Origin of the sequence: Blautia sp. DFI.3.45 (assembly GCF_020593505.1) — a bacterium.
Taxonomy (GTDB): Bacteria; Bacillota; Clostridia; order Lachnospirales; family Lachnospiraceae; genus Blautia_A; species Blautia_A wexlerae.
The window spans coordinates 1-13376 of the sequence record NZ_JAJDMI010000019.1 but is presented as its reverse complement, the minus strand read 5'-3'; the positions used below and the strand labels follow the sequence as shown (position 1 = coordinate 13376).

Annotated in this window: 14 protein-coding genes and 1 tRNA gene; 13 read left to right on the top strand and 2 right to left on the bottom strand. The window is 42.6% G+C overall.

What is annotated here, in order from left to right; genetic code table 11:
- Window positions 1-36 precede the first annotated feature (36 nt).
- The 9 genes from LJE09_RS08525 to LJE09_RS08485 all read left to right on the top strand — a co-directional run bounded on the left by LJE09_RS08525 (window position 37) and on the right by LJE09_RS08485 (window position 9509).
- The gene (locus tag LJE09_RS08525; RefSeq protein ID WP_008707948.1) at window positions 37-276 is read left to right on the top strand and encodes an RNA-binding S4 domain-containing protein; all 240 of its coding nucleotides are present in this window, start codon (window positions 37-39) and stop codon (window positions 274-276) included.
- Window positions 277-432: 156 nt separating this feature from the next.
- Window positions 433-714: a sporulation protein YabP gene (gene yabP, locus LJE09_RS08520; protein WP_215680378.1), complete on the top strand. Its 282-nt coding sequence runs from the start codon at window positions 433-435 to the stop codon at window positions 712-714.
- A 3-nt stretch (window positions 715-717) separates the two neighbouring features.
- Window positions 718-1176 (top strand): spore cortex biosynthesis protein YabQ, encoded by a 459-nt coding sequence (gene yabQ / locus LJE09_RS18780; RefSeq protein ID WP_196027662.1) that lies wholly within the window; start codon window positions 718-720, stop codon window positions 1174-1176.
- Window positions 1137-1451 carry an FtsB family cell division protein gene (locus LJE09_RS08510; RefSeq protein ID WP_022380528.1) on the top strand — a complete coding sequence of 105 codons (315 nt, stop codon included), beginning with the start codon at window positions 1137-1139 and terminating at the stop codon, window positions 1449-1451. Before yabQ ends, LJE09_RS08510 begins: the two co-directional genes overlap by 40 nt.
- 186 nt (window positions 1452-1637) lie before the next feature.
- Window positions 1638-3131: a SpoIIE family protein phosphatase gene (locus LJE09_RS08505; RefSeq protein ID WP_227311183.1), complete on the top strand. Its 1494-nt coding sequence runs from the start codon at window positions 1638-1640 to the stop codon at window positions 3129-3131.
- Between the two features lie 40 nt (window positions 3132-3171).
- Window positions 3172-4629, top strand: a complete 1458-nt coding sequence (gene tilS, locus LJE09_RS08500; RefSeq protein ID WP_227311182.1) for a tRNA lysidine(34) synthetase TilS — start codon at window positions 3172-3174, stop codon at window positions 4627-4629.
- Window positions 4622-5152, top strand: a complete 531-nt coding sequence (hpt, locus tag LJE09_RS08495) for a hypoxanthine phosphoribosyltransferase (protein WP_020993437.1) — start codon at window positions 4622-4624, stop codon at window positions 5150-5152. Before tilS ends, hpt begins: the two co-directional genes overlap by 8 nt.
- 16 nt (window positions 5153-5168) lie before the next feature.
- A complete protein-coding gene (gene ftsH / locus LJE09_RS08490) occupies window positions 5169-7022 on the top strand; it encodes an ATP-dependent zinc metalloprotease FtsH (protein WP_055054071.1) in 1854 nt (617 codons plus the stop codon).
- A 351-nt stretch (window positions 7023-7373) separates the two neighbouring features.
- Window positions 7374-9509 (top strand): glycoside hydrolase family 13 protein, encoded by a 2136-nt coding sequence (locus LJE09_RS08485; RefSeq protein WP_082433233.1) that lies wholly within the window; start codon window positions 7374-7376, stop codon window positions 9507-9509.
- Between the two features lie 119 nt (window positions 9510-9628).
- On the opposite strand, the gene LJE09_RS08480 is transcribed toward LJE09_RS08485, so the two are convergent.
- Window positions 9629-9710: transfer RNA gene (locus tag LJE09_RS08480), tRNA-Tyr, on the bottom strand.
- A gap of 268 nt (window positions 9711-9978) precedes the next feature.
- Between LJE09_RS08480 and fba the strand changes: the two genes are divergently transcribed.
- Window positions 9979-10842, top strand: a complete 864-nt coding sequence (gene fba, locus LJE09_RS08475) for a class II fructose-1,6-bisphosphate aldolase (RefSeq protein WP_022379939.1) — start codon at window positions 9979-9981, stop codon at window positions 10840-10842.
- On the opposite strand, the gene LJE09_RS18775 is transcribed toward fba, so the two are convergent.
- Complete coding sequence (locus LJE09_RS18775; RefSeq protein ID WP_306797806.1) at window positions 10825-10965, bottom strand: DUF6783 domain-containing protein; 141 nt, start codon at window positions 10963-10965, stop codon at window positions 10825-10827. The two genes, fba and LJE09_RS18775, sit on opposite strands and share 18 nt — an antisense overlap.
- Between LJE09_RS18775 and LJE09_RS18770 the strand changes: the two genes are divergently transcribed.
- The 3 genes from LJE09_RS18770 (at window position 10912) to LJE09_RS08465 (ending at window position 13205) form a co-directional block, all read left to right on the top strand.
- A complete protein-coding gene (locus tag LJE09_RS18770) occupies window positions 10912-11025 on the top strand; it encodes a DUF6783 domain-containing protein (protein ID WP_306452295.1) in 114 nt (37 codons plus the stop codon). The genes LJE09_RS18775 and LJE09_RS18770 overlap by 54 nt on opposite strands.
- Before the next feature lie 138 nt (window positions 11026-11163).
- Window positions 11164-12606: a L,D-transpeptidase family protein gene (locus tag LJE09_RS08470; RefSeq protein WP_118633702.1), complete on the top strand. Its 1443-nt coding sequence runs from the start codon at window positions 11164-11166 to the stop codon at window positions 12604-12606.
- Between the two features lie 62 nt (window positions 12607-12668).
- Window positions 12669-13205 (top strand): nitroreductase family protein, encoded by a 537-nt coding sequence (locus tag LJE09_RS08465; RefSeq protein ID WP_118633703.1) that lies wholly within the window; start codon window positions 12669-12671, stop codon window positions 13203-13205.
- Window positions 13206-13376: the final 171 nt, after the last annotated feature.

The following is a 13376-nucleotide window of genomic DNA, read 5'->3' as shown; positions in this document are numbered from 1 at the left end:
GAGTATCCATTTAGAGAACATTTACAGGAGCAGAATATGAGATTAGATAAATACTTAAAGGTGTCACGTCTGATCAAACGCCGTACAGTAGCAAACGAAGCATGTGATGCAGGAAGAGTTCTTGTCAACGATAAGCCTGCCAAGGCATCTGTACAGGTAAAGACGGGAGATACTATTGAAATCCAGTTCGGAAGTAAGAATGTCAAAGTAGAAGTACTGGATGTAAAAGAAACTGTCAAAAAAGAAGATGTAGAGAGTATGTACAAATATCTTTGATTCCGGATGGTAATTTGCAGCTTTTGGCATTTGTGCAGTGGGAACATATAAATTTTTAACATTTTATTGTCTATTTCCATTTTCCGGCACATAAACTACTGATAAGTAACAGATTGGCAGGTCATAGTTTCCGGAGGCTGTGACCGGGAGGTGTCTGTGGAAGAGAAGAAGATACTTTCAACTCACAGCCTGATGCTGGAAAACCGTCAGAACGGGAGAATTACCGGGGTAAAGGATATTAAATCCTTTGATGAAAAAGAAATCCTGCTTTTTACACAGGCAGGGAAACTTATAATAAAGGGAGAACAGCTTCATGTGAAGCAGCTTGATCTGGAAAAGGGAGAAGTAGATCTGGAAGGAAAAGTGGACAGTCTTACTTATCTGTCAAAGAATACAGATAACAGGGATGAATCCTTATTTAAAAGGATGTTCCGGTGAGAGATGAGTACATTTATTCATCATGAATTATTTCTGCTGCTTCGGACAATAGCTGTGGGTGCTGTTCTCCTTTTGTGTTATGATCTGCTGGCTGCATTCAGGAATGTTTTTGCACATTCGGATAAAGCTGTCGGGACGGAAGATATTTTGTACTGGCTTTGTTGTGCCTTTTTTGTTTTTTCGGAGATTTACAGGAGCAATGAAGGAATCCTGCGTTTTTTTATGGTTTTAGGCTTTTTATCCGGAGCGTATATCTGCCACAGGATCCTCGGAGATATTTTTGTAAAATGCTGTACGAAATTTATGGAGATTCCTGTAATAATTATTAAATTTTTGATAAAATGGTTGCTATTTCCGGTCAAAAGATGTAAACTCCTGTGGTATAAAGCGTATAAATATGCTAAAAAAGGAAGGCTGGCAAATTGGGTAATTCTAAGAAAAGGAAGAAAAAAAAGAAAGTAGGGTATAACTCTCTTGGAATGATTGCGATTGCGCTGGTTGTTTTAGTCCTTCTGGGAGGACTGATGCTAGAAAGTAATGACCTTAAGGAACGCCTCACAGGATATGATGCTAAGGCCGCCACTCTTCAGCAACAGATTGAAGATGAGCAGACACGTACAGAAGAAATTGATAAATTAAAGAAATATATGGAGACAGACGAATATGCAGAAGAGGTTGCCAGAGAGAAACTGGGACTTGTGAAGGACAATGAGACTGTTTTTAAGAAACAGCAGTAATAAATGTCGAAAACTTTTGCGAAGGATTCGTCTGCGTTTGACAGATATTTCAGAAACCCTTCCATATAATATCTGTAACTGTTTAGTACTTTGTGAAAGAGAGGACTGTTGAACAGTTATAGAGATTCTCTGATAAAAATGCAGTAGTCTGCTATATACAGGGAATGAATAAGGGGAGGGGAGAATATGCAGGAATGGATGATTGCCATGCTCGTTATCAGCATTATGCTGATCATACGGGACATGGCAAAAACTATTTTAGCAGAAAATCTGCCGGATACAGAAGAACTGCCGTCTCTGCAGGAGGGCCATCCTCAGAAAGAGAGGGTGGAGAAGTATGCGGCATCTTTTCAGAAACTGGCAGATACTTTCTACGGGATGCCTTATCGGAAAGATTATCTGAGCAGCAGGCAGGTTGAGCAGATCATTGAGGATACAAATGCAAAGGTATGCAGCAGATGCTATCAGAGGGAAATCTGCTGGGGAGAACACAGTCAGGAACTGGTGAAAGGAGTGGAGGCACTGGTACGTTCCATGGAGAGTGGAAACGAGGAAAATGTCAGAGGCATCCGCGCTGACTGGACAGGCATATGTCCCCGTTCCGTACAGTATTATGAGACGGTTGCAGAGAATTTTCAGAAAGAAAGGCAGAACCTGATGTGGGATAACCGTATGATCGAGAATCGGCTGGCAGTAGCACAGCAGCTTATGGAAGTCTCGCATATCATGGAGAACGTAGCCAGTGATCTGTATGACCTGGAGCGAGTAACGCCGCAGTTTGAAGAAGAACTTCGCAAGGGACTGAGAAAGAGCCATGTGATCCTTCGCAAGGCATGGATGATGAATAAGGTGAAAGGACGTAAACAGATTTTTCTCACCATGCGTGCCAGAAGCGGTCAGTGTATTTCCATGACAGAGATCGCACAGCTTCTTTCAAAATACTGTGAAATTTCCATGGTACCTGTAAATGGGAGCAGATGTATTGTAAACGGAGAATATCACACCGTACATTTTGCTGAGGATGTAAGCTATCAGGTTCTCTATGGAACAGCCAGGCTTACCAGAGAAGAAGAGAAGGTTTCCGGAGATAATTATATATGCAGACAGGAAGATGGCGGCAGGTTTGTTATGTGCCTTTCGGATGGCATGGGCTCAGGGATGGAAGCATGCAGGGAGAGCGAGAAAGTTGTGGAACTTCTGGAACAGTTTATGGAGTCAGGATTTTCTCAGGAAACGGCAGCAAAGATGGTAAATTCCGCTCTGGTGCTCAAAGGAGAGGAGGGGATGTTTTCTACGGTGGATATCTGCGCAGTGGACCTTTATACAGGAATCTGCAATTTTCTGAAGGCAGGGGCAGCGTCTACATTTATCAAAAGAGATCACTGGGTGGAATCTATTACTTCTGAAAGTCTGGCCGCAGGGCTTGTACAGCAGATCGATTTTGATACAGCTTCCAGAAAGCTGTACCATGGGGATTACCTGATCATGATGACAGACGGAGTCCTGGATGCATTGCCGGACCAGAAAGAGGAGGAAACCATGAAAGAAATCATTATGGATGTTCATGAGGAATCACCGAAAGATTTCGGCAGGGGAATACTGGAACGGGTGCTGGGATACAGCGATTATCATGCGCGGGATGATATGACAGTGCTGGTGGCAGGCGTGTGGAAAAAATAATGCTGCGGATACTAAGATAGAAAAGGAAATCAGGATAAAAATGGAAAGAGAAATTCTTGCTTATATAAAGCAAAACAGGATGATCGGAAAAAATGATGTGGTCCTGGCAGGAGTGTCCGGCGGAAGTGACTCTATGGCAATGCTCCGCATTTTAAAGGAGCTTCAGGGAAAACTGGATTTTACATTGAGAGTGGTCCATATACATCATGGAATACGTGGAAAGGAAGCGGACAGGGACCAAAGCTTTGTGGAAAACATATGCCGGAAGTGGCAGATTCCATGTACTGTTTATTGTTATGATGTTCCGGGATTGAGCCGGGAGTGGAAGCTGGGCGAGGAAGAAACGGGAAGGATTGTAAGAAAAGAAGCTTTTCAGAGGGAAGCTGCCGTCTGTGGGAGAAAGGACAGTGAGATAAAAATTGCATTAGCGCATAATCAGGAGGATCTTGCGGAAACTATGCTTCATAATCTGTGCAGAGGAACAGGTCTGCGGGGACTATGCACCATGCGCCCTGTAGACGGAGAGATTATCCGCCCGATTCTGTGCTTAAACCGGGACAAAATTGCAGAGTATCTGAAAGAAAAGAAGATTTCTCATATTCAGGACAGCACCAATCTGTCAGATGAATATACCAGAAACCGAATCAGACATCATATTCTTCCTATGTTGGAACAGCAGGTCAATGGAAAGGCAGCAGCACATATGGCAGAGACTGCGGCAAGGATTTCCCAGGCAGAGGAATATCTTACGCAGCAGAGCTGCCTGGTGTTGAGCGAGTTTCAGAAAGGTAAGGGATATTACTTTACTGAAAAATTTTTTACGGAGCCTCAGATCATTCAGGTTTATGCATTACAACAGGCGATGGAACAGCTGGCAGGCAGACGGAAGGATCTGGCAGCTGTTCACTATGAGAAGGTTCTGGAACTTTATGAAATGCAGACTGGAAGACGGATCAGCCTTCCTTATCACATGGAAGCCAGAAGAGATTACGAGGGAGTAAGACTTTGTCGGTACGGAGAGGAGAAGTCAGCCGGGATGATCGGTGAAAAGCATAAAGGTTCAGATATCCAAAACGGAAAAACAGTTTGCGGAAAAAATATATCAGACAGGGAATGGAAAATCAGAATTCCGGGGACTGTGACCAGTCCGCTGGGAATTTTTTCGGTAGAAATATTTTTGTATGAAGGTCAGAAGATTGAAGAAAAAAAGTATACGAAATGGATGGATTATGATAAAATAGAAAAGAATCCGTATATTCGCACCAGACGGACAGGAGATTATATGGTTATCAATGCGCAGGGGAACACAAAGAAGCTGAACCGCTGTATGATCGATGAGAAAATCCCGTCGGAATACAGAGACAGCATTCCGCTGATCGCATGTGGAAAAGAAATCCTCTGGATGGTGGGAAGCAGGATAAATGAGAGGTATAAAATTAACCCCCAAACCAGGAAGGTGTTAGTATTAAATTACCAAGGAGGAAACGAAAATGAGTGAGAAAATCAAAGTTTTACTCAGCGAAGAGGAAGTAGATTCCCGTATTAAGCAGATCGCAGCAAAGGTCAGCAAGGATTATGCAGGCAAGGAAATCCATTTAATCTGTGTATTAAAAGGTGGTGTATTCTTTACCTGTGAACTTGCAAAGAGAATCACAGTGCCGGTTTCTCTTGACTTTATGTCTGTATCCAGTTATGGTGATGACACCAAGTCCAGCGGTGTTGTAAAGATCGTCAAAGACCTTGACCAGCCACTGGAAGGAAAGGACGTTCTGATCGTAGAGGATATCATTGACTCAGGAAGAACATTAAGTTATCTCATCGAAATTCTGAAGCAGAGAAATCCAAACAGCATCCGTCTGTGTACATTGCTGGACAAACCGGAGCGAAGAGTCAGAGATGTAAGAGTTGATTATTGCTGCTTTAACATCCCGGATGAGTTTGTAGTTGGCTATGGTCTGGACTATGCACAGAAATACAGGAATCTTCCATTCATAGGAGTAGTGGAACTGGGGGAAGACTGAAAGGAGATTTAAGTAAGTGAATAAACAGCCAAGCAGAATTGGTCTGTATCTGGTGCTGATCATTGCACTGGTAGCCGGTTATTTTTATCTGAATAACCAGGTGGTTTCCCAGAGTAATTACACACAGAAGCAACTGGAGCAGGCTCTTGAAGACAACAAAGTGGTTGATGCGACAATTCAACAGAACAGAGAAGTGCCTACAGGTTCTGTGATCGTAGATACTACTGACTCCGGTCAGAAGAAGGTTTATGTGACAGATGTCAATCAGGCAATCGAACTGTTGAATAAATACGATATTGATATTACAACTCAGGATGTACCCGGAGACAATGTATTTCTGACAACCTTGCTTCCGGTTCTTCTCACAGGTGCCCTTGTGATCTTTCTGATCATGATGATGAACCGCCAGATGGCAGGTGGCGGTGGCGGCGGAAATGCCAAGATGATGAATTTCGGCAAGAGCCGCGCAAGAATGTCATCTCCGGATGATAATAAGAAAGTTACTTTTGACAAGGTAGCAGGTCTGCAGGAGGAGAAGGAAGATCTGGTAGAGGTGGTAGATTTCCTGAAATCTCCACAGAAATATACAAAAGTAGGCGCAAGGATTCCGAAAGGCGTGCTGCTTGTAGGCCCTCCCGGAACTGGTAAGACACTTCTGGCAAAGGCAGTGGCAGGAGAAGCGGGAGTTCCGTTTTTCTCCATTTCCGGTTCTGACTTTGTGGAAATGTTTGTCGGTGTAGGTGCATCACGTGTGCGTGATCTTTTTGAAGAAGGCAAACGCCATGCACCATGTATTATTTTCATTGATGAGATCGATGCGGTTGCAAGACAGCGTGGAACCGGTATGGGCGGCGGACATGATGAGAGAGAGCAGACACTGAACCAGCTTCTGGTAGAGATGGATGGCTTTGGTGTGAATGAGGGAATCATTGTGATGGCAGCGACTAACCGCGTGGATATCCTGGATCCTGCAATTTTGCGTCCGGGACGTTTTGACCGTAAGGTTGCAGTGGGACGTCCGGATGTGAAGGGAAGAGAGGAAATTCTCCGCGTTCATGCCAAGGACAAACCTCTTGGAGAGGATGTAGATCTGGCTCAGATTGCCAGAACAACAGCAGGATTTACAGGTGCAGATCTGGAGAATCTTCTGAATGAAGCTGCCATTGAAGCAGCGAGAAAGGGAAGAGGATTTATCCTTCAGTCTGATATCAAAGGTGCTTTTATCAAAGTAGGCATCGGTGCAGAGAAGAAGAGTAAGGTGATCTCTGAGAAAGAGAAAAAGATCACCGCGTATCATGAATCCGGACATGCGATCCTGTTTCATGTACTTCCGGATATGGATCCTGTCTACACGATTTCCATTATCCCGACAGGAATGGGAGCAGCAGGTTACACCATGCCTCTTCCGGATAATGATGAGATGTTTAATACCAAAGGAAAAATGCTTCAGGATATTATGACACTGTTAGGCGGGCGCATAGCAGAGGAAATTATCTTTGGGGATATTACGACTGGTGCATCCAATGACATCAAACGTGCAACTGCGACAGCCAGAAGTATGGTTATGAAATACGGAATGTCTGATAAACTTGGTCTTATCTGTTATGGTGATGACGATGACGAGGTATTTATCGGCAGAGACCTGGCTCATACCAGAAGTTACAGCGAGGATGTTGCCAAGTCCATTGATGAAGAAATCCGCCGTATTATCAGTGAATGTCATGACCAGGCAAAGAAGATCATTCTGGAACATGAGGATGTTCTGCACAAGTGTGCAAGTCTTCTTCTCGAGAAGGAAAAGGTGCACAGAGACGAATTTGAAGCACTTTTTACAACAGAAAATCCGGAAACAGAAAACAACAGTATATAATGTATACAAAAAAGTGTGCCAAATTTTGTGAAGTTTGTGCACACTTTTCTCTTGCCTCATGGTATTATATAAACCGTAAAAACCCCCCAATACATTATATAGTTTTTGCTACACCCCATAAGAAGAAATACCTTCTCCAAAAAAGCCAGCTTATCCCGCTGGCTTTTTTACTGTCTTAAAATATCATTACTGTTCACGTTATTTTCAGCAATGAAATATCTGCTTCGCCGGAATCCGGCAGTCCGAAATACTGTGATAGAATGAATGGTTGTGCAGAATCACTGAATATATAAGTATTTTTGGGAAAAACAGATGGTTGTCAGATGGTTTATTTTAGGATAAAATAATAAAATGATAAATGACAGAGAGGACTGGACGGAAATGGAACATGAAAAAGCAGATATAAAAAAAAGAATGCAGTACATCCTGAATATGCGTCCTGTGTTTAATAAAGAGGCGCTTTTCAGTGACGGAACAGAATATTACAGAATACCTGCAGAACCAAAGGCAGGAGATACAGTAACGATCAAATTCCGTACCCAGAGAAATAATGTGGATTCTGTATATCTGGTAAGCCAGGAGCAGCGTGTGCAGATGGAGATTTGCGGGACAGAGAACGGATTTGATTATTATTCTGCCCAGGTGACGATTGGAGAGGACATCTTCCGTTATTATTTTGAGATACAGTATGGATGGGTAACCTGTTATTACAATAATCAGGGAGTCTGTATGAAACATGAGGGCAGGATGGATTTTGAGATTTATCCGGGCTTTGATACTCCAAAGTGGGCCAAAGGTGCGGTAATGTACCAGATTTATGTAGACCGTTTTCTTAACGGAGATCCTACCAATGATGTTGTGACCGGAGAATATCATTATATTGGAGATAAGAGTGTACAGGTAGAACAGTGGAATAAGATTCCGGCAGTGATGGGTGTGCGTGAATTTTACGGCGGTGACCTGCAGGGAATTATGAACAAACTGGATTATCTGCAGGATCTGGGAGTCGAGGTTATTTATTTAAATCCGATTTTTGTTTCTCCAAGTAATCATAAGTATGACTGTCAGGATTATGATTATGTGGATCCACATTACGGCAGGATTGTAGAAGATTGTAATGAGGGAATCCTTCTTGGAGACGACGATGATAATTCCCATGCATGGAAATATATCAAACGTGTGACAGATAAGAAGAATCTGGAAGCAAGTAATGAGCTTTTTGCGAAACTGACAGCAGAGATCCACAGAAGAGGAATGAAGATCATTCTGGATGGTGTGTTCAATCACTGCGGTTCTTTTAATAAGTGGATGGACAGAGAACGTATTTATGAGAATCAGGAAGGATATCCGAAAGGAGCTTATGTTTCTGCGGACAGTCCCTATCGTAATTTCTTTTCCTTTAATGATCCTAATGCATGGCCATATAACACCTCCTATGATGGATGGTGGGCACACGATACACTGCCTAAATTAAATTATGAGGGTTCCAGAGAACTTTATGATTATATTCTTCGTGTTGGACAGAAATGGGTATCTGCTCCTTATAATGTAGACGGTTGGAGACTGGATGTGGCGGCGGATCTGGGACACAGCAATGATTTTAACCATCAGTTCTGGAAAGATTTCCGGAAGGCAGTGAAAGCTGCCAATCCAAATGCCATTATCCTGGCAGAGCATTACGGTAATCCGGAAGGCTGGCTGAAAGGTGATGAATGGGATACAGTCATGAACTATGACGCATTTATGGAGCCGCTGACCTGGTTCCTGACAGGTATGGAGAAGCACAGTGACGAGTATCGTGAAGACCTGTTAGGAAACAGTGAGGCTTTTATCGGAGCTATGAAAACGCACATGAGAGCGCTTCATATGTCTGCACTTCAGACAGCCATGAATGAATTGTCAAATCATGACCATTCCAGATTCCTGACCAGAACCAATCACAGGGTAGGACGAATTTCCTATGCAGGTCCGGAGGCGGCATCTGAGGGAGTAAATCCGGCAGTTATGCGTGAGGCGGTTACCATCCAGATGACCTGGCCGGGCGCACCGACTGTATATTACGGAGATGAGGCAGGACTCTGTGGATTCACAGATCCGGATAACAGACGTACTTATCCCTGGGGACGTGAGGATTATCAGATGATCGACTTCCACAGGGTAATGATCCGTATCCATAAGAAATATGAAGTGTTAAAAACGGGATCACTGGGATTTCTCTGGAATGATTATCAGGGACTTTGTTATGCGAGATTTTCTCATGATGAACAGATAATTGTGATCGTAAATAATCAGGAAGAAGGCAGGGAAGTGGAGATACGGTTAGAACAGGCAGGAATCAGCCGTCTGGAAGATACAAAGCTGAAACGTGTTGTCATGACATCTGCAGTGGGATTTACGGAAGAATGTAAAGAATACACAGCAGCAGCCGGAATTCTGAAGATCACAATGCCGGCATTTGGCGCAGTGGTCTTACATCATAAAAATTAACAAAATGCGAAGCGGATGATCTTATCCGCCTGACCCGGACGGCAGCCTCTTGCGGAAGAAGGGGCTGCCGCTTTATAATATAACAAAAAAAGATCCAGACAAATGTCTGAACCTTTTGATGGATGGAGAAGGATTCGAACCTTCGAAAGCGTTGCTAACAGATTTACAGTCTGCCCCCTTTGGCCACTCGGGAATCCATCCTTAAACCGAAACTTATTATATATGAAATATTTAAATAATGCAAGCACTTTTTTATAAATTGCAGAAAATTATCATATATTGTGTATTGCCGGACTTTTTTGCATATCTTCCGGGGAATTTTGTTTGTCATTTTTTTGGCAAAAGAGTAGACGAAAAAGCAGAAATCTGGTAATATAACCATATCTGGATATAGATGTAATTCCATATCGGAGATTGATTAGGGTAACTGAGAATGAACACAGTTACTACAGATTAGGAGGAATTTATCATGTTAGTAAATGCAACAGAAATGCTGAAAAAAGCAAAAGCAGGTCATTATGCAGTTGGACAGTTCAACATCAACAACCTTGAGTGGACAAAGGCTATTCTTTTAACAGCTCAGGAACTGAACTCTCCTGTAATCCTTGGTGTATCCGAAGGTGCTGGTAAATATATGACAGGTTATAAAACAGTTGTTGGTATGGTTAACGGAATGATGGAAGAACTGAACATCACTGTTCCTGTAGCTCTTCACCTTGACCACGGCAGCTATGAAGGATGCTTAAAATGCGTTGAAGCAGGATTCTCATCCATCATGTTCGACGGATCTCATTACCCGATCGAAGAAAACGTTGCAAAAACTAAAGAACTGGTTAAGATCGTTGCTGAACACGGAATGTCTCTGGAAGCAGAAGTTGGCTCCATCGGTGGTGAAGAAGACGGTGTTGTAGGAATGGGCGAATGCGCAGATCCTAAGGAATGCAAGATGATCGCAGACCTTGGTATTGATTTCCTTGCAGCAGGTATCGGTAACATCCATGGAAAATATCCGGCTAACTGGAAAGGCTTAAGCTTTGAGACTCTGGATGCTATCCAGAAACTGACAGGAGAGATGCCTCTGGTACTTCACGGTGGCACAGGTATCCCGGCAGATATGATCAAGAAAGCTATCGACCTTGGCGTATCCAAAATCAATGTAAACACAGAATGCCAGCTTTCTTTCGCAGCAGCTACACGTAAATACATCGAAGAAGGAAAAGATCAGCAGGGTAAAGGATACGATCCTCGTAAACTTCTTGCACCTGGCTTCGAAGCAATCAAAGCTACTGTTAAGGAAAAAATGGAATTATTCGGATCAGTTAATAAAGCCTGATGATAACCTCATAAGTAAAAAATCCCGCATCCTTGTGATGTGGGATTTTTTTATGGACTCAAAAACCTGATGGGCTACGACAACCGAACTCGGACAAAATATACCGCAAAGTGGGGCGTGCAGATTGCAGGAATGATTTTTCAGAAACGCTCTAAAGTAACAGGCGGTTGCTATCTGGAATGAATTTTGGCTACGTTACTGAGAACGGAGTGAACAGTAACAACAGGCGAACTGCATTTTACAAATTGATTTTTATCTCTCTATATAATAAAATAATTGCAGATATCTAAAATAAGGTGAAAGGAAGTAGCAGAACAAAGGATGGAACAGAAAAAAGCCTTAAATAGAAAGAAGCTGAAAGTGATTCTTGTAATATGTATCGTGATGATCGTGACAGCGGGAATCGGTCTGGCTGCTTACATACATCATGTGGATACTGTCACACTGGGAAGGAAAGTGAGTGTGTACAGGTTAGATGTATCGAAGCTTACTGTGGGAGAAGCGCAGCAGAAAATATCTGAAGCATTTCAGAATAAAAAAATAACATTTCATGAAGATGGAAAGGATGTTTATAATGTTTCAATGGAACAACTGGGATACAGTCTGGATCAGGACATTCTGAAAAGTGCACTGGAAACATTGAAACAGGAGAGAAGCGGGACATTTAAACTTTTTGCATCACAGAGAGATTATAAGATTGATTATCAGATCATCAGAGATGAAGCGCAGGAACAGGCAGCATTGTCTGCGGATCATTTTGATGAAAAAGACAGAACAGAACCTACGGATGCACATATCCGATATAGTAAAAAGAAACAGAAATATGTGTTGGTGAAACAGGTTTCCGGAAATCAGATTGATGAAAACAGGCTATTAAGCTATGTGGAGGAAACTCTGGATAAAGATTTCGAAACAGAATTGCTTACATCTGATGTAAAGATGGAATTAAACGAGGAAGTTTACCGGCAGCCGGATATTGAAGAATCAGGTGAAATGAAGCAGAAGGTGAAGAAGTTAAACAGCCTGTTGAAAAAATACCGCAGTACAACAGTTTCTTATCTGTTTGGTGAGGAAACGCAGGTGCTGGATTCAGACACGATCAGTTCCTGGCTGCGGATTAAAAATAGTGGTATAAGCATTGATAAGGATGCGGCTGCAGATTACATATCGAATATGGCAAATAAATATAATACTATTTATGTGCCGCGTACTTTTCATACATCGTTGGGAACGGATGTTACGGTTTCTGATAATGAATATGGATACAGGATCGATCAGGATGCAGAGCTGACACAGCTTCTTGAAGATCTTAAAAGTGGTGAAAATGTATCCAGAGAGCCGGTGTACAGCAGCAGTGGCATGAAGAGAAACGGAACAGATGACCTGGCAGGCAGTTATATAGAAGTCAGTCTTGATTCACAGCATTTATGGCTGTATAAAGATGGTGCACTGGTTACGGAAACAGATATTGTCAGCGGTGCACCCACACCGGAACGTGAGACTTACAGAGGAGCATGGCCGATTGCATATAAGGCAAGTCCGTTTACGTTAAGCAGTGAAGAATATGGATATGCGGAAACGGTAAAATACTGGATGCCGTTTGTTTATGGACAGGGACTTCATGATGCATCATGGCAGTCTGCATTTGGTGGAAACCGATATAAGACAGGACATGGAAGTCACGGCTGTATCAATCTGCCGGAAGATCAGGCGGCATTGATATATAATACGATAGATGGAGGATATCCTATTATTATTTATTAAAGATATATAGGATGGATTTTATCTATCTGATTAAAGAGAAAGAATAGAAGAGGTATAAAAATATGGAATTTCAGAATCTGATAGAAAAGAGACGGAGTGTTCGTAAATATGTAGAGAGAAATATGGTGACGAAAGATGAAATTTTGAGTATGATAAAAGCAGCTCAGGAGGCGCCTTCATGGAAGAACTCTCAAACAGGACGTTATTACTGTATTATGGACGAAAAGAATGTGGAACAGTTCAGACGGGAATGTCTGCCGGAAATGAATGCAGGGAAATGTGAGAATGCAGTGTTGCTGGTTAGTACTTTCGTACATAACAGAGCAGGTTTTCAGAAAGATGGAACAGCGGATAATGAAATTGGAAATGGATGGGGATGTTATGATCTTGGGCTGCAGAATGAGAACCTGATATTAAAGGCTGAAGAACTGGGATATGGAACTCTTATTATGGGGATCAGGGATGCGGATAAGATCAGAGAATTTTGTTCTGTTCCGGAGACGGAGACTGTTGTTGGGGTAATTGCGGTAGGAGTTCCAGGGGAAGAGCCTGGACGGCCAAAAAGGAAAGATACAGAAGAGATAGTGAAGTTTTTGTAAGATCAGTTAAAGGGGGATGTGGCACCAAACAATTCTTTTCGGATTGGTTTTGGGTCTTAAGAAAAGCTAAGGCTGGGAAGTCTGCTAAAAGGAGGACGCAGCCCCAAACAATTTTATTCGGCTCGGTTTCGGGCCTTAAGAAAAGCTAAGGCTGGGAAGTCTGCTAAAAGG